Annotated in this window: 13 protein-coding genes; 11 read left to right on the top strand and 2 right to left on the bottom strand. The window is 59.6% G+C overall.

The window, feature by feature from the left end:
- The first annotated feature begins 19 nt into the window (after window positions 1–19).
- The 5 genes from MRS74_RS05345 (at window position 20) to MRS74_RS05325 (ending at window position 6,662) form a co-directional block, all read left to right on the top strand.
- Window positions 20–1,327 carry an aminotransferase class I/II-fold pyridoxal phosphate-dependent enzyme gene (locus MRS74_RS05345; protein ID WP_254579244.1) on the top strand — a complete coding sequence of 436 codons (1,308 nt, stop codon included), beginning with the start codon at window positions 20–22 and terminating at the stop codon, window positions 1,325–1,327.
- Window positions 1,328–1,337: 10 nt separating this feature from the next.
- On the top strand, window positions 1,338–2,147 hold the full coding sequence (locus tag MRS74_RS05340; protein WP_254579243.1) for an outer membrane lipoprotein-sorting protein: 810 nt from the start codon (window positions 1,338–1,340) through the stop codon (window positions 2,145–2,147).
- Window positions 2,144–3,337 (top strand): hypothetical protein, encoded by a 1,194-nt coding sequence (locus MRS74_RS05335; protein ID WP_254579242.1) that lies wholly within the window; start codon window positions 2,144–2,146, stop codon window positions 3,335–3,337. Before MRS74_RS05340 ends, MRS74_RS05335 begins: the two co-directional genes overlap by 4 nt.
- A gap of 243 nt (window positions 3,338–3,580) precedes the next feature.
- Window positions 3,581–5,896, top strand: coding sequence for an efflux RND transporter permease subunit (locus MRS74_RS05330; protein WP_254579241.1), 2,316 nt, complete (start codon window positions 3,581–3,583; stop codon window positions 5,894–5,896).
- Between the two features lies 1 nt (window position 5,897).
- Window positions 5,898–6,662, top strand: a complete 765-nt coding sequence (locus tag MRS74_RS05325; protein ID WP_254579240.1) for a thioesterase II family protein — start codon at window positions 5,898–5,900, stop codon at window positions 6,660–6,662.
- Between the two features lie 43 nt (window positions 6,663–6,705).
- Here MRS74_RS05325 and MRS74_RS05320 read toward each other — a convergent pair whose 3' ends face one another.
- Both MRS74_RS05320 and MRS74_RS05315 read right to left on the bottom strand, forming a co-directional pair.
- Window positions 6,706–7,122, bottom strand: a complete 417-nt coding sequence (locus tag MRS74_RS05320) for a group II truncated hemoglobin (RefSeq protein WP_254579239.1) — start codon at window positions 7,120–7,122, stop codon at window positions 6,706–6,708.
- Between the two features lie 105 nt (window positions 7,123–7,227).
- Entirely contained in the window at window positions 7,228–7,545 is a 318-nt protein-coding gene (locus MRS74_RS05315) for a DUF3301 domain-containing protein (RefSeq protein ID WP_254579238.1), read from the bottom strand.
- A gap of 192 nt (window positions 7,546–7,737) precedes the next feature.
- On the opposite strand from MRS74_RS05315, the gene MRS74_RS05310 reads away from it, so the two are divergent.
- The 6 genes from MRS74_RS05310 (at window position 7,738) to MRS74_RS05285 (ending at window position 16,005) form a co-directional block, all read left to right on the top strand.
- A complete protein-coding gene (locus MRS74_RS05310) occupies window positions 7,738–9,210 on the top strand; it encodes a protein adenylyltransferase SelO (RefSeq protein ID WP_254579237.1) in 1,473 nt (490 codons plus the stop codon).
- Between the two features lie 128 nt (window positions 9,211–9,338).
- Complete coding sequence (locus MRS74_RS05305; protein WP_254579236.1) at window positions 9,339–10,064, top strand: DUF599 domain-containing protein; 726 nt, start codon at window positions 9,339–9,341, stop codon at window positions 10,062–10,064.
- Window positions 10,065–10,194: 130 nt separating this feature from the next.
- A complete protein-coding gene (gene htpG / locus MRS74_RS05300; RefSeq protein ID WP_254579235.1) occupies window positions 10,195–12,120 on the top strand; it encodes a molecular chaperone HtpG in 1,926 nt (641 codons plus the stop codon).
- A gap of 482 nt (window positions 12,121–12,602) precedes the next feature.
- Window positions 12,603–12,971, top strand: coding sequence for a TraR/DksA family transcriptional regulator (locus MRS74_RS05295; protein WP_254579234.1), 369 nt, complete (start codon window positions 12,603–12,605; stop codon window positions 12,969–12,971).
- A gap of 147 nt (window positions 12,972–13,118) precedes the next feature.
- A complete protein-coding gene (ercA, locus tag MRS74_RS05290) occupies window positions 13,119–14,282 on the top strand; it encodes an alcohol dehydrogenase-like regulatory protein ErcA (protein WP_254579233.1) in 1,164 nt (387 codons plus the stop codon).
- A complete protein-coding gene (locus MRS74_RS05285; RefSeq protein WP_254579232.1) occupies window positions 14,266–16,005 on the top strand; it encodes a hybrid sensor histidine kinase/response regulator in 1,740 nt (579 codons plus the stop codon). Before ercA ends, MRS74_RS05285 begins: the two co-directional genes overlap by 17 nt.
- Window position 16,006 lies beyond the last annotated feature (1 nt).

Here is a 16,006-nt window from a genome sequence, read left to right as displayed (position 1 = left end):
TTTATTGGACGTTATTTCCGTGACCACACAAAAGTCATCCATGGATACTTTGCTCAACCAGATTCGAGCAAAAATACAGACTGCTGACATAGCGCCGGCACAGGAACATGCGCCGCTGCAGGTCCAGGATTACCCCGAGCATGCCATGCTGGGGCGCATCCACTCGCTCTACAACAAGGGTTCGACACTGCGTAACCCGTATTTCCTGCCCCGCAGCGGTACCGTTTCCAGCGTGCTGGAAATCGAGCAGGAGGAGTATGTCACCTTCTCCAATTACAACTACCTGGGTCTTTCCAACGATGAGCGCGTGAAAGAGGCCGCGTGCGCCGCCATTCACCAGTACGGCACCCACGCCGGCGCTGCCCGCATGGTGGGGGGGGAGTGCGAGCTGCACCGCGAGCTGGAACTTGCGCTCGCCGATTTCACTGGCTTTGAAGCCGCCACGGTCGGCGTGGGTGGTTACAGCACCAATGTCTCCGCCGTGGGTTACCTGCTCGACAAGCGCGACCTGATCCTGCACGACGAGTACATGCATAACAGCGGCGTGATGGGGGCCGTCATGTCCGGGGCCCGGCGCATCGCCTTCCCGCACAATGACATGGGGGCGCTCAAGCGCCTGCTCAGCGAAAATCGCAAGCAGCACCGCAAGACGGTCATTCTGGTCGAGGGCGCCTACAGCATGGATGGCGACCTGGTTGACCTGCCCTCCCTGATAGAACTGAAAAAAGAGTACGGCGCCTGGCTGATGATTGACGAAGCCCACTCCTGCGGCACCGTTGGCGCCACCGGTCGCGGCGTTTGCGAGCATTTCGGCGTGCCCACGTCCGAGGTGGAGCTTATCGTCGGCACGCTGTCGAAAAGTTTTGCCAGCTGTGGGGGCTTTCTGGCCGGCTCCAGGGAATTGATCGAACTGCTGCATCACTTCTGCCCCGGCCTGCTGCTCTACAGCACGGGGATCAGCCCGGCGAACACGGCGGCGGCGCTGGCCGCTGTGAACATTGCCAAAGCCGAGCCCGAGCGCGTGCAGCGCCTGCAGGACAATGCGCGCAGCTTCAAGCGGCTGGCCGAGGCCCAGGGCCTGGATTGCCGCACCAGCGTGCCCGGTGTGCCCATAGTGCCGCTGATGATCGACGACGACAAGGCGCTGCATTTGATGTCCAGCCTGCTCGAGCAGCGCTTTATCTCCCATGCCGTTATGCACCCGGTTGTGCCGCGTGAAGCGGCCCGCCTGCGCTGTTTTATCAGTGCTGATCACACGGAAGAGATGATGGCCCGCATGTTACGGCTCATCGCTAACGAAATAGCCCGTTCAGATAAAACCAATTGAGGAGATCAACATGTTAAAAGCTCGATATATTCCACTGACTGTTATCTCGATGATCGTCGCGAATATCGCTGTAGCCAATGCGCCGGCTGTCGATTTCGATGAACGCGGCCGCGAAATTGCTTATAGCGTCGATCGCAACGACGCGGGTTTTGAAGACTATGTCGTGGTCGGGAAAATGACCGTCAACCGCCCCGGTGGCGTAAGCGCTTCGCGAGTGTTCGAAATGAACACTCTGGAGCTGCGCGACGATGGCGACAAGCGTCTGGTGGTATTTTCACAGCCGCGTGACCTGGCCGGATTTGTCTCGCTGACCTACACCCACCCCAACGCGCCCGACGACCAGTGGATCTATCTGCCGGCGACCAATCGCTCCAAGCGGCTGGCATCCCGGGATAAAACCGGTTCCTTTGCCGGGTCGGAATTCTCCTACGAGGATATAGCCACCTGGGAGCTGTCCAACTATGACTACAAGTTCATTCAGGATGAACCCTGTGGCGAGCCGGCAACCACCTGCCACACGATCGCCAATATTCCCAAATATGAACACTCCGGTTATCAGAAGCTTGTCGAGACCATAGACCCGCGCATTTGGCAGCCCGTGCGGATTGTCTATTTTGACCGCCAGGGTCGCGAGCTGAAAACACTGGAGTTTTTCGATTACAAAGAGTACGAAAACAAGCATTGGCGTCCGGGTCGCATCGTGATGACCAATGCGCGCGACGGCTCGCACTCGGAAATCGTTTGGGAAGATTACCGCTTCAAAACGGACCTGAGCGAATCTGATCTGACCGATGCCCGCCTGGAGTACTGGTCTCGATGAGATTAAGCGTTGCCGCAACAGTGCTGCAGGCCGCAGCACTGTTGCTCTCGGTGGATGCGTGGGCAGGCCAGCCTCGCGGGAACCTGACGCTGGATATGGCCGCCTACCCGAAACAGCCGCTGTTTGACGATCAGAATGACAGCCGGCTGCACCCGAGCCTGTCGGCCAGCATCGACTGGACAGCCCGCTTGTCCAGCAACCTCAGGTTCGATTTCAGTGCCAAGGGCCGGGTCAGCACACAGGCGCAAGATCGGCTGTTCGGCGATATCAGGGAGAGCCTGCTGCGCTTCAGAGTGGCTGATATCGACGTCAAGGCCGGTGTGGTGCAAGAAAACTGGAGTGTGCTCGAGGCCTGGAACCCGGTGGACATCGTCAACCAGCGCGACCTGGTGGAAGACTTCCAGGGCGACGCCAAGCTGGGGCAGCCGGGCGTGACCGCCACGACCGTCTACAACGATTGGGTACTCTCCGCTTTCCTGTTGCCCTACAACCGCGAGCGCCGCATTGCCGAAGGCGAAGACCGCCTGCGGAACTTGCCCGCACCCCTGCAGGAGGCGGAGTTCGAGGATGGCCAGGGACGCAGCAGTGTCGCACTGAGGGGGCAGTATCGGCTGGGCGACTTCGACCTGGCGCTGTCGTACTTCAATGGCCATGCCAGGGAGCCCATCTACCGGCCGATCATTGGCAGCGAAGGGCTCGTCGGCTTCGATGAAGTGTATGAGAGCGTCTCTCAAACGGGTGCCGAACTGCTGTACGTGATCGGTGACAGCGTTCTCAAAGGTGAAGTGATTTATCGAAGTGCTGCCTCGGACGATTTTGCCGCTGCCGGCATGGGCTCTGAAACGACCTTCAATCAGCTCACCAACGGGTTCGACTCGATGACGCTGTACCTGGAGGCTTATTACGACGGGCGTAGCGATCAGGCCGCATTAGCGCCCTTTCAGAGGGATATCTATATAGGTGCGCGCTATAACCTCAACGATGTGTATGACTCGTTGGTCGACGTTCGTCTGACCCACGACCTGGAGTTTCATTCCAGCCTGGTCGATATTCGCGCGTCGCGGCGATTAGGCAAACAGCAGACCCTCGAGCTGCAGCTGCTGGCGCCTTTATCGGTGGAAAAAGACAGGGCCTTGCAGGGGTATGAAAACGATCAGTACGCCAGGCTCAGTTGGGCCTGGTACTTTTGATCCGGTGTTTCGACAGGCGGTCGGATAGCACAGCTCGGCAAAAGAATGGTGCGTTTAAATCGATAAGGCGGCTGCCGCAGACGCCCGGACACCGCTCGCTGATGGCGCCACAGAGTTAACGCGGTCATTCGGCGAATGGGGTGCGGCCTTATCAATCAGGGAGGTTTTGCGATGGGTACTTTAGGATCAAGCCGCCAGGAACAGGGCGGTACGGGTAACCCGACAGGGTTGAAGCAGTTTGTTGTGCGATACGTAACTTGGGTTACCAATCATCCGGTCAAGGTGTTGATCGGCTCTGTCATATTGGCGGCTCTGCTGATCGCCGGCATGTCGCAGCTGACATTTAGAAGCGACAACCGGGTGTTTTTCGCCGACGATAACCCTGAGCTGCAGCAGCTGGCACGGTTTGAGCAGCTGTACGGTCGGGATGACAATTTAATCTATGTGGTAAAAGCCAAAGAGGGGGATCTGTTTACCCCCGAACGGTTGAACGCGATCAATGAAATAACCGACACCGCCTGGACGCTGCCGGATGTTAAACGGGTCGATTCGGTAACCAATTTTCAGCGGGTTCGCGCTGTTGGTGACGACATCGAGATCGACCATCTGGCACGTTCCGGCGACCCCCTGACGACATCGCAGGCACGCCAGCTGAAAGCGGACGCGGCGCAGCAACCGCTGTTAACCGACCGTCTGCTGTCCAGGGATGGCAGCCTGGGCCTGGTCGTGGTGCAGTTCAGCTTCCAGGCCGAAACCGCCTCGCCACAATCTGAAGCGGCCATGGCGGCCGGCCAGGACATTCTGGATCAGTTTGTGCACCGGTACCCGGATCTTGAACTGGGGTTGTCGGGCTCGGTGGCACTCGATCATGCCTTCGTCGAAGCCAGTACCTACGACAGCTCGGTGTTGCTGCCGATCATGCTGGTCATACTGCTGTTGATCATCGTGGTGGCGCTGCGCTCTATTGTCGGGGCTATAGCGACCTTCCTGGTTATCCTGCTGAGTACGCTGTGCGCGCTCGGCCTCGCCGCCATGCTGGGGATTCCGCTGTCCTCGCCGAGCGTCATCGCGCCCAATATCATTCTCACCCTGGCAACCTGCGACTGTATCCATATCTGTGCCGGTATGATGCGCCACCGTCGCGGCGGCCACAGCCGGCAGGATGCCGTCAAGATGGCCCTGGTCGAATGCTGGTGGCCGGTCACACTGACCACCCTTACCACGGCCATCGGTTTTCTGACGCTTGCCTTCAGTGCCGTGCCGCCTTTTGCGCATCTCGGCATTATCGTTGCGATTGGCTCATGCATGGCCTGGTTCCTGTCCGTGAGCTTCTTCCCCGCGCTGCTCTGCGTGCTGCCCTGGCGCGGCAAGGCAGGCTCCTTGCCGGCTGAGCGCTTCAGTGGTGCTGTGGCCCGCATTGTCCTGGCTTACCCGCGTCTATTGCTGGGTGGCATCAGCGCAGTCGCCCTGGTGCTCTGCTCACTGGCATTCACCAACGTGCTGGACGACCGCTACGTGCGTTATTTCGACCAGAGTTTCAGCTTTCGGGAGGCCACCGATCGCATGAACGAAGACCTTGGCGGCTTCTACATCCTTGAGTTTTCGCTCGATTCCCAGGAAGCGGGCGGCATCGCAACACCGCAGTACCTGCAGGAAGTAGACGCCTTTGCCGGCTGGCTGCGGCAACAGCCAGGTGTGACTCATGTACACGGCTTGCCCGATATCATGAAAACCGTCAACCGGGCCATGCAGGGCGGCGATGCCAGTGCCTACGCATTGCCGGACAATCGTAATCTGGCGGCGCAGTACCTGGCCCTGTACGAAATGTCGCTGCCCTTCGGTACCGACCTGCGTAACCAGCTCACGGCCGACAAGCGCTACAGCCGGCTTTCGGTCAGCCTTAACGATATCTCCACCCGGGACATGACCGATCTGCAGGCGCGCGCCCAAGCCTGGACAGCGGACAATACCCGGGTGATAGCTGCATCGGCCAAGGCGACCGGGACATCGCTGCTCTTCGCCCATATCGGCAACCGCAATATCCAGGAAATGCTGCAGGGCATCGCGCTGGGCGTCCTGGTGGTGTGGATCATTTTCCTGGTGGCGTTCCGCTCGCTGGCATTGAGTTTGGTCGGCACCTTCGCCAACTTCATTCCCTGCCTGGCAACGCTCGGAATCTGGGCGCTGATCAACGGCGAGGTGGGTATGGCGGTCGCGACCGTGGCTTCAGTGACCTTTGGCGTGGTGGTGGATGCGACCATTCACATGCTCTCCAGTTTTGTGCGCATGCGGCGGGAAGAGGGGGCGAGCACCGCGGCGGCGGTAAGTGCCACCTTCGAGTCGGTAGGGCCGGGACTGGTGACGATGACGCTGTCGTTGGCGGCGGGCTTTCTTTGCCTGGCTTTCTCCGGCTTTCAGATCAACGCCTGGATGGGCACGATGGCCGCGCTGACCATTTTTGTCGCCCTGCTGTTTGATCTCTTCTTTATGCCCGCCATTCTGTTGTTGTTAAAGCCCCTTGAAAAGTGCGAGCGCACGTTAGCCGTGGAGACGCAATAACATGAGTGGTGGTTCGCTATTTGTAACGCCGCAAGTGCGGCCGGCGGCTAGCACCCGGCTGATCTGCTTCCCATTTGCCGGCGGGGATATCAACGCCTATCTGCCCTGGCTGAAACTGCTCGAGCCGCACATAGAGCTGGTCATAGTGCAGCTGCCGGGGCGTGGCAAGCGGGCTAAGGAGCGAGCTTTCACCCGCATGGATCTGCTGGTGGATGAACTCTTTGGCAACATGCTCACCAAGCTCGATAAACCGTTTGCGTTTTTTGGCCACAGCATGGGGGGCAAAATCGCCTACGAGCTGGCGCAGAGGCTGCAGCGCGAAAAGCTCCCGCTGCCAGAGCTGTTTGTCGCCTCCGGCGGCGGCTCGCCTTGTCTGCCACGGCGCGGTGCCCCCCTTCACAGGCTTGTGGACGCTCGCTTCAAAGAGAAGATCCGCGAGCTGTCCGGGGTGCCCCGGCAGGTGCTGGAAAACGAGGAGCTGATGGCTTTCATACTGCCGATCCTGAAGGCGGACTTTAAGCTGGTGGAGACTTATGTTGGCAAGTACGAGTCGCCACTGCCATCGCGCCTGGTGATTCTCGGTGGAGAAGAGGATACCTTCGTCGCCCGGGACGACCTGCTGGCCTGGCGTGACCTCTTTGTTGAAACGGAATTGGTCCGCCTGTACGAGGGGGGACACTTCTTCATCAACCACCACAGTCACGACATTGTCGGTACGCTCAACGCCAGCCTGAAGGGGGATCTGCTGCTGAACCGGGCTTCTTGACAGCTGATCCACCATGCCATCGACGGCGGGCGAGGGCGCCGACTCAGTCCCGGGTGCGGCAGCGTTCGGCCGGTACGCTCAGCGCCTGCAGCAGGTAGTGCTTGAAGTCCTCGGGCCAGGGTTGCTGTTGCAGCGCTTGGTGCATGCACAGCAGCCAGGCATCGCGCCTCAGGCTGCCGATACGCAGCTGGGCGTGGGCGGCAGGAATGCTGATAGGCCCGTATTTTTCGCGGTAGAGTTTGGGGCCGCCGAGCCAGCCGCTCAAGAAACAGCTCAGTTTGTCCCGCGATTCGGCCAGATCCTGCGGGTGCATGGCGCGGATGTCGGCGGCGTCTGCCAGGCTATCCATCTGGTCGTAAAAGGCGTCTACCAGACGACGGATGCCCGCAATGCCGCCGGCGGCCTGGTAGGATGAATCGCCATTGCCGTAACGGGGCTGGCCGGGTTCTGAAATATTCATGGCATTGTTTTCGGACATTGTTATCGGGCGTTGGTTATCGGTCAGGCTGAGTGGTGCATGCGAGCAGGTGCACCTGGCCTTCATTGTACGGCGGGCTGAGCTGAATCAAAACCGGTGTGCATCCAGTTCGATGGACAGGATTTTCTGCCCCAGTGTCACCACGCGGCCGCGGTAGCGGTTTTCACCGGTGGCGGTGAACTCGAACTGGTAGCTGCGCCAGAAACGCAAACTGCCTCGCTGGTCGCGCTTGAGCCAGATAGCCCGCAGACCCACGCTGTCATCCAGCAGCTGTACATCCAGTTCCTCGCAGCGCTTGCGGGTCGCGCGCAGGGCTGTTTCCCGTACTTTCTGCCCCTGCCACCAGTGCAGGCAGACGAAGCTGACGAGGCTGAGCCAGAACAGGTCCTGTAGCTCGATATTCATAGTGCATTATCCATTGGCAGGTTCACGCGAGTACGCGCTTCAGGGTGCTGATAATAGTTGATAGAAATGCTAGGGTATAGGGGCCGCGGCGGCACTGCTGATCTGCAGGACTCTGCGGCGGAATGCGGCAGAGCGTCCCGACGGGAGGCCGCCGAGTAACCCCAGTCCCTGATAGCTGCAATGAGACCCACCATGAGCGTGCTGCGAACCCTGGAAAACCTTAATTTTGACAACAGTTTTGCACGGCTGCCGGAGCGATTCTACCAGATCACCGAGCCGCAGCCGCTCAAGGGTGCTCATCTGATCAGTTTCAATACCGAAGTGGCGGCCTTGCTGGATCTTGATCCCTGCCAGGTAACGCCCGAGGCACTGGCGAATTACTTCGGTGGTCATGAGCCATTGCCGGGCTCGGAATCGCTGGCCATGAAGTACACCGGGCACCAGTTTGGTGTCTATAACCCGGATCTGGGCGATGGCCGCGGTCTGCTGCTGGGCGAAGTGCTGAATCAGGCCGGTGAGCGCTGGGATCTGCACCTCAAGGGCGCCGGCAAGACCGCCTTTTCCCGCTTCGGGGATGGCCGCGCGGTGCTGCGCTCCAGCATTCGGGAATACCTGGCGGGCGAGGCCATGCAGGGGCTGGGGGTTCCCACCACCCGCGCGCTCTGTCTGATCGGCAGCGATGACTACACCCGCCGCGAGGGCATGGAGCCCTGCGCCATGCTGCTGCGTGTGTCGCGCTGCCATATTCGCTTCGGTCACTTTGAATATTTTTACTACCACCGCCTGCATGATGAGCTCAAGCTGCTGGCCGATTACTGCATCGAGCGCTACTTTCCCCATCTGGCAGCGGCTGAAAACCCTTATCGTTCGATGTTTGCCGAGGTGGTGCAAAGCACAGCCGAGCTGGTGGCGCGCTGGCAGGCCTGCGGCTTTGTGCACGGTGTGCTGAATACCGACAATATGTCGTTGCTGAGCGAGACCTTCGATTACGGCCCTTACAGTTTCCTGGATGGCTACCAGAGCGATTATGTCAGCAACCAGAACGACCACCAGAAGCGCTATGCCTTCAAGGCTCAACCCGGTGTGGTGCTGTGGAACCTGGCCTGCCTGGGTCAGGCCTTGCTGCCACTGGTGGAACGGGCAGATCTCGAGGCGCAGCTCGAGCTTTTTGGCGGCCTCTATGAGGCGGCGGAACTGGCGCGTTACCGCGAGCGTCTGGGGTTTGTGAAACAGGACGACGGCGATGCCGCGCTGGTGTCTTCGCTCAAGGCCCTGATGGCGGAGCAGCGTATCGACATGACCCGCTTTTTCCGCAGCCTGAGTCGGTTTGATGGCTCCGATGAGGCGCTGGGCGCGGTGCTGGCACTCTGGCCATATCCGTCGAAAGCGACTGACTGGCTGTTGCAGTACCAGGCCCGGCTGGGTCTGGAGGCGGGTACACGCAGCCAGCGTGAGGCCCGCATGCTGGCGGTGAATCCCAAATACATACTGCGCAACTATATGGCCGAAGAGGCCATTCGTGCGGCGCATCAGGGCGATTTCACCGCGGTCAACGATCTCATGACCCTGTTGCGAAATCCCTTTGCCGAGCAGCCCGAGTTTGAGCGCTTTGCCGGCGAGCCGCCGGACTGGGCCGGCGCCATCTGCCTGACCTGTTCCTCCTGATTGGCTTGTCCTGAAAACCACTGCAGCAATGCCGGTCTCTGGCCGGCAGGGCCCAGTGCTGTCGCCCGGTGGAGGCGCGCAGTGGCTTGATTTACAATGACGGGCTTTTTGAAATCGGACGGATATTGATGACAAGCGATGTAGTGATGGATTTTCTACGCACACACTGGATTAACCTGCTGGCGCTGGGCTGGTTTCTGCTGTGCTTTCGCGGCTACATGACTTATGCGCGGGTCAAGGGGTATACCACTCCCTGTCTGGCCAGTGTGATGCATCTGTACCGGCTGGAGTGGATGCGTCACATGCTGATGCGTGAGAATCGGGTGCCCGACACCACCGCCATCGCCAACCTGGAGCGCACGGTGGCGTTTTTTGCCTCCACCACCATCCTGATTCTGGCCGGTCTTATGACACTGCTCAATGTGTCGGATGAAGCCATGAACATCGTGCAGGATATTCCCTACGCCTACCCTCTTACGGCCGGGGAGTGGGAAATCAAGCTGTTGCTGCTGGTCCTGCTATTTGTCTATTCGTTCTTCAAGTTCACCTGGAGCCTGCGCCAGTACGGCTTTGCCTCGGTGATGATCGGCGGTGCGCCCTTGCCGAGCGAGTCGCTCAATGAGCAGCGCTTGCAGGCCCACGCGGCCCGTATCGCCGACATGACGTCACTGGCGGCCAACAACTTCAATATTGGCCTGCGTACCTACTATTTCTGCGTCGCGGTGCTGGGATGGTTTATCAACCCCTGGCTGTTCATGCTGCTGTCGGGCACCGTGGTCATAGTGCTCTACAGGCGCGAATTCGTCTCTCTGGCGCTGCAGACCATGATGATGAGCACCGAAGTCGAGCGCTGAAATGGCGTGGCCTGCAGGGATTATGCACATGCGCTTTGCATTCAGGGCTTGAAATTGATTTTGCCGGCCCCATCTCTGGAACACAGGCGAGTTACCTGAAATTGTTGCAGAACCAAGGGCCTATATATTCATGAGTACTGAAACCCAGAAAGAAACTCTCGGATTCCAGACGGAAGTGAAGCAGCTGCTTCATCTGATGATTCACTCCCTGTATTCCAACAAGGAGATCTTCCTGCGCGAGCTGATTTCCAACGCCTCGGATGCGGCGGAAAAGCTGCGCTTTGAAGCGCTGTCCAACGCCGACCTGTACGAAAACGATGGCGATCTCCGGATCCGCGTCAGCTTCGACGAAGCTGCCAAGACCATCACCATCGACGACAACGGTATCGGCATGAGTCGCCAGGATGTGATAGAGCATCTGGGCACCATCGCCAAGTCCGGCACCTCCGGTTTCCTGTCCCAGCTGACCGGTGACCAGAAGAAGGACAGCCAGCTGATCGGTCAGTTCGGTGTGGGCTTCTACTCGGCCTTTATCGTTGCCGACAAGGTGGATGTGTTTAGCCGTCGTGCGGGCCTGGCGGCCGCCGAGGCTGTGCACTGGTCATCCAAAGGCGAGGGCGAATTCAGCATTGCCACGCTGGAAAAGGCCAGCCGCGGTACCACCATCGTACTGCACCTGAAAGACGAAGAAGCCGAGTTCGCCAATGGCTGGCGCCTGCGCGAGCTGGTGCGCAAGTACTCCGATCACATCGCTTTGCCGGTGATCATGCACAAAGACGCGGTTGCGCCTGAAGAACCGGAGGACGGCCAGGAGCCTGCACCGGTGGAAGCGCCCCAGGACGAGACGGTTAACAGTGCCACGGCACTCTGGACGCGCAGCAAGAATGAAATCACCGACGAGGAATACTCTGAGTTCTACAAGCATGTGTCCCATGACTTCGGTGACCCGCTGAGCTGGTCTCACAGCAAGGTCGAAGGCAACCTGGAATACAGCTCGCTGCTGTATGTACCGGAAAAAGCCCCCTACGACCTGTGGAACCGCGAAGCGCCCCGTGGCCTGAAACTGTATATCCAGCGTGTTTTCATCATGGACCAGGCTGACCAGTTCCTGCCGCTGTACCTGCGCTTTATCAAGGGTGTGGTGGATTCCAGCAACCTGTCGCTGAATATTTCCCGTGAGATCCTGCAAAAAGACCCGCATGTCGACAAGCTGCGTGCCGCGCTGAGCAAGCGTGTGCTGGACATGCTGTCCAAACTGGCCAAGAACGATGCCGACAAGTACCAGACCTTCTGGAAAGAGTTCGGTCAGGTGCTGAAGGAAGGGCCGGCGGAAGATCACGCCAACCGTGAGAAAGTACTCAAGCTGCTGCGTTTTGCCTCCACGCACTCGGGTACCAGCGAGCAGAACGTTGGTCTGGATGACTACATTGCCCGCATGCAGGAAGGCCAGAGCAAGATCTACTACGTGGTGGCTGACTCCTTCAATGCCGCCAAGAGCAGCCCGCACCTGGAAATCTTCCGCAAGAAGGGCATCGAAGTGCTGCTCCTGACCGATCGCATTGACGAGTGGATGATGAGCCACCTGTTCGACTTCGACGGCACGTCCTTCCAGGACGTCAGCAAGGGCGAGCTGGATCTGGGCGAAGTGGAAAACGAGGAAGAGAAAGCCGCTCAGGAAGAGACGGCCAAGGAACTGGAAGGCCTGGTTGCTCGCCTCAAAACGCAGCTGGGTGACCGGGTGTCGGATGTGCGTATCACCCACCGCCTGACCGACTCCCCGGCCTGCGTGGTGCTCGGCAGCTACGACATGGGCGCGCAAATGCGTCGCATCATGGAAGCCGCCGGTCAGCCGGTACCAGAAGTGAAGCCGGTGTTTGAAGTGAACCCGGTGCACCCGCTGATTCAGAAACTGGATCAGGAAGTGGATGAAGACCGCTTTGGCGAACTGTCGCTGGTAATCTTTGACCAGGCCGGCCTTGCCGCCGGTGGTCAGCTGGATGATCCGGCCGCCTACGTGGCGCGTCTCAACAAGCTGTTGCTTGAACTGAGTCAGTAAATCGGAAAGTCACTCTTAGCCCGCCGGGTTAATAGCAGGGTAAAAAGCGGCCTTTCGAGGCCGCTTTTTTATGCTTTTTTACCCGGGGCTCGCGAGTAACAGGGGTCCGTGAGGTGGCGCCGGCGGCATCCGCTGATCGCGGCTGCAGAATGCTGGCATTTTGCCATCAGATCGGTGACACTCGGCTCAGCAACACCCTATTTAGTTAAAGAGCGCTCAGCTTAACAATGTCCGTTATGCAATCGTCCGTTAATGTCTGCCCGACCTTACCCAGCCAGGGTAAGGCTCGAGCCGTCCTGATGCCCCTGTGGTGTCGGGAGGCGGGTGCCATCCCGGAGCTGACGCCGATGCGATCAGACCCCTGAGCGACTGCTGGAGTATCCAGGCGGGCCTTCGGGTCCGCCTTTTTTTTGCCCGTAACATGCCTGGCATATTCGAACCGCCGGCGCTGTCTGAAATCGACAAGTTGAGAGATTCATATTATGGAACACACCGTACAGGACGAGCAGATGCAGCTGATTATTCAGCGCCTGCACAAATTGCAGCATGACCTGAGCGAAGAAATTACCGGCCTGCGCGAGATGCTGTCGGAGGTGGGTGGCGACCGCGAGCAGTTCGATACCAGCGAGCGCAGCGATGCCCTGCAGCAGCGTAACATGGCCAAGGCCAACGTGATGCTGAGTGAGCGTCGTCTGCACCTGGTGGAAGCGGCGCTGCGGCGTATTGATGAAGGCGATGAGGACTTTGGCTACTGTCGCAGTTGCGATGCCGGTATTCCCTTTGCCCGCCTGAGCGTGCGGCCTGAATCGCCACTGTGCCTGAACTGCCAGCAGCAGCAGGAAGTACGCTAGCCGTTGGCCCGACGCACAGCCGGGCGCTGCAGTCTATGAGCGAGGTGGCGGTGTTCAGGTCCGTCGATGTTGTTGTCTGATGCTGGGGGTATAATGCGGGCAAAACAAGACCCCTTCCCTGGGGCTTAGACATGAGGGGATCCAAGCATGAGCCATGAACTCTCCAATCTGCGCAAATTTGTCGCCCCCGAAATTCTCTTTGGCGCCGGTGCCCGCAAGACAGTCGGCAACTATGCGAGAACATTCGGCGCACGCAAGGTGCTGCTGGTATCCGATCCCGGCGTGCAGAAGGCAGGCTGGGTCGCGGATGTGGAGCAGACGCTGCGCGAGTCGCTGATTGAGTACGTGGTGTTTACCGATGTCTCGCCCAACCCTCGCTCGGAGGAGGTGATGCGCGGTGCGGCCCTGTATGCGAGTGAGGGCTGCAACCTCATAGTGGCGGTGGGCGGTGGCAGCCCGATGGACTGCGCCAAGGGCATTGGTATTGTCAGCAGTCATGGCCGCCATATTCTTGAGTTCGAGGGCGTTGATACCCTGACAGTACCGATTCCGCCACTGATCCTGATTCCCACCACCTCAGGCACCTCGGCCGATGTGTCCCAGTTCGCCATCATCAATGACGAATTCGAGCGGGTGAAAATCTCCATCGTCAGTAAGTCCGTGGTGCCGGATGTCTCGCTCATCGATCCCGAAACCACCATGACCATGGACCCCTTCCTGACCGCCTGTACCGGTGTGGATGCACTGGTGCATGCCATCGAGGCCTTTGTCTCCACCGGTTCAGGCCCCATGACTGACATGCATGCACTGGATGCCATTCGCCTGATCAATGGCAACCTGGCGGATCTGATTCGCCATCCCGATGACCTGCAGCTGCGCGAGCAGGTCATGCTTGGCAGCATGAAGGCGGGGCTGGCATTCTCCAACGCGATTCTGGGCGCCGTGCATGCCATGTCCCACAGTCTGGGCGGCTATCTGGACCTGCCCCACGGGCTCTGCAACGCCATGCTGCTGGAGCATGTGATTGATTTCAATTACCGCGAAACGCCGGACAAGTTCAAGGTCATCGCCGATACCCTGGGGGTGGATGTGCGCGGCATGAACAGCAGCGAGATCCGCAAGCGTCTGATGCAGCGCGTCATCGGGCTCAAGCAGGAAGTGGGGCTGAAAGAGTCGCTCGGTGTCTTCGGGGTGAATGTGAGTGATATACCCTCGCTGTCGAAAAATGCCATCAAGGATCCCTGCATCCTGACCAATCCGCGCAAGTCCTCGCGGCGGGATGTTGAGGTCATCTATGAAGAAGCGCTCTGACCAGAACAAACCCTCTGAACACGCCTCGGCCACCTTCGAAGACCTGATCGGCCTTGGCAGCCAGTCGGCGCGCAAGAGTTACTACCCTGAACTCGAGCGCAAGATGCACGAGCTGGAACAGGAGCGCAATCGCTACAAGTGGCTGTTCGAGAACGCCCTGCACGGCATCTTTCGCGCCGACATGACCGGTGGCGTACTGGCGGCCAACCCTGCCATCGCCCACCTCTGTGGCTATGATTCACCCGGGCAGGTGATCGATCAGGTGCGTGATCTGGCCACCGAGCTGTTTGTTGATCCGGGAGAGTTTGCGGAAATACGCCAGATGCTGCTCGCCAGTCAGCGGCTTACCGGCTATGAAACCCGTCTGCGTTGCCGTAACGGCGGCACCGTGGATGTGGCCATGAACATCCTGTTCAAGCAGGTGGATGGCGGCGAAATTATCGAAGCCTTCGTCGCTGACTATACCGAACGCAAGCGTGCCCGCGAGCGGCTGCAGCAACTTAATGCCGAGCTTGAACAGCGAGTCGCCGAGCGTACCGAAGAGCTGCTTGAGCTGAACGAGCAGCTGCGCCTGGCCCGTGATGCCGCCCATGAGGCTAACAGGAGCAAGGATAAATACCTGGCGGCGGCCAGCCATGATTTGTTGCAGCCCATGAATGCAGCGCGCCTGCTGGTATCCACGCTGCGCGAACGTGCGCTCGAAGGTCAGGACGGCTATCTGATCGAGCGCGTGCATCTGGCGCTGGAAGGGGCTGAGGATTTGCTGACCGATCTGCTGGATATCTCCAGGCTCGATCAGAATGCGGTGCGACCGGATCTGGCTGAGTTTTCCCTGCAGTCCATCCTGCAGCCGCTGGCGGCAGAACTGCAATCGGTGGCCGCCAGCGAAGGGCTGCAGCTCAGGCTTGCGCCCAGCAGGCTGAATATTCGCAGCGACAGTCGGCTGCTGACGCGCATTCTGCGGAATTTTCTCAGCAATGCACTGCGCTATACCGAGCGCGGTACTGTACTGCTGGGGGTACGCAACCGCGGTGACCGGGTCAGCATTCAGGTGTGGGATAGCGGCACTGGCATCGCCGCCTCCAAGCTCGAGGAAATTTTCTGCGAATTTCACCAGCTGCCCGACCATCATGCCGGCGAGCGTCGCGGTGTGGGCCTCGGGCTGGCGATTGTGGATCGTATCGCACGGGTGCTGGAGCATCGCGTCGAGGTCCGTTCGAGCCTTGGCAAGGGGTCGATGTTCGCCGTTGAAGTGCCGCGGGTGCTGGGGAAGGTAGCTGCTGCGGCGTCGGAGCAGCTAAGTGTGCCGCTGGATAGCCTGGCAGGCACGCGGGTGCTGGTGGTGGATAACGACGAGGGCGTGCTGCTGAGCATGTGTGCGCTGCTGGAACAGTGGGGCTGCGAGCTCAGTGTGGCCCGCGATTGCGAGGCCGCGCTGGCGCTTTGTCAGGCGAATGGCGAAGAGGGCAGGGGGCCCGCTCCGCAGCTGCTGTTGGCGGATTTTCATCTGGATCTGGGTCGCACCGGGCTTGAGGTGGTGCAGGCGCTGCGCCAGCAGCTGGGGGCTGATTTTCCCGCCGCCATGATCACGGCGGATCGCTCGGCTGATACGCTGCAGCTGTTCCGTGAACAGGGCCTGCCGGTACTGCCGAAACCGGTGCGCCCGGGCAAGCTGCGGGCGCTGCTGACTCATCTGCTGCAGCAGGCCGAAACGCCCCGCTAAA

The sequence above is a fragment of the Marinobacterium sedimentorum genome (assembly GCF_024267675.1).
In the GTDB taxonomy this organism is placed as follows: domain Bacteria; phylum Pseudomonadota; class Gammaproteobacteria; order Pseudomonadales; family Balneatricaceae; genus Marinobacterium_A; species Marinobacterium_A sedimentorum.
The sequence above is the reverse complement of the archived record's forward strand: the minus strand, read 5'-3'. Positions and strand labels throughout refer to the sequence as shown.

What these genes read in the sequence shown, in the direction of transcription:
- MRS74_RS05320 (WP_254579239.1), bottom strand. Translation starts at nt 7,122, where the DNA reads ATGAATATTTCAGAACCCGGCCAGCCCCGTTACGGCAATGGCGATTCA.
- MRS74_RS05285 (WP_254579232.1), top strand. Translation starts at nt 14,266, where the DNA reads ATGAAGAAGCGCTCTGACCAGAACAAACCCTCTGAACACGCCTCGGCC.
- MRS74_RS05340 (WP_254579243.1), top strand. Translation starts at nt 1,338, where the DNA reads ATGTTAAAAGCTCGATATATTCCACTGACTGTTATCTCGATGATCGTC.
- MRS74_RS05305 (WP_254579236.1), top strand. Translation starts at nt 9,339, where the DNA reads ATGACAAGCGATGTAGTGATGGATTTTCTACGCACACACTGGATTAAC.
- MRS74_RS05310 (WP_254579237.1), top strand. Translation starts at nt 7,738, where the DNA reads ATGAGCGTGCTGCGAACCCTGGAAAACCTTAATTTTGACAACAGTTTT.
- ercA (WP_254579233.1), top strand. Translation starts at nt 13,119, where the DNA reads ATGAGCCATGAACTCTCCAATCTGCGCAAATTTGTCGCCCCCGAAATT.
- MRS74_RS05295 (WP_254579234.1), top strand. Translation starts at nt 12,603, where the DNA reads ATGGAACACACCGTACAGGACGAGCAGATGCAGCTGATTATTCAGCGC.
- htpG (WP_254579235.1), top strand. Translation starts at nt 10,195, where the DNA reads ATGAGTACTGAAACCCAGAAAGAAACTCTCGGATTCCAGACGGAAGTG.
- MRS74_RS05315 (WP_254579238.1), bottom strand. Translation starts at nt 7,545, where the DNA reads ATGAATATCGAGCTACAGGACCTGTTCTGGCTCAGCCTCGTCAGCTTC.
- MRS74_RS05335 (WP_254579242.1), top strand. Translation starts at nt 2,144, where the DNA reads ATGAGATTAAGCGTTGCCGCAACAGTGCTGCAGGCCGCAGCACTGTTG.
- MRS74_RS05325 (WP_254579240.1), top strand. Translation starts at nt 5,898, where the DNA reads ATGAGTGGTGGTTCGCTATTTGTAACGCCGCAAGTGCGGCCGGCGGCT.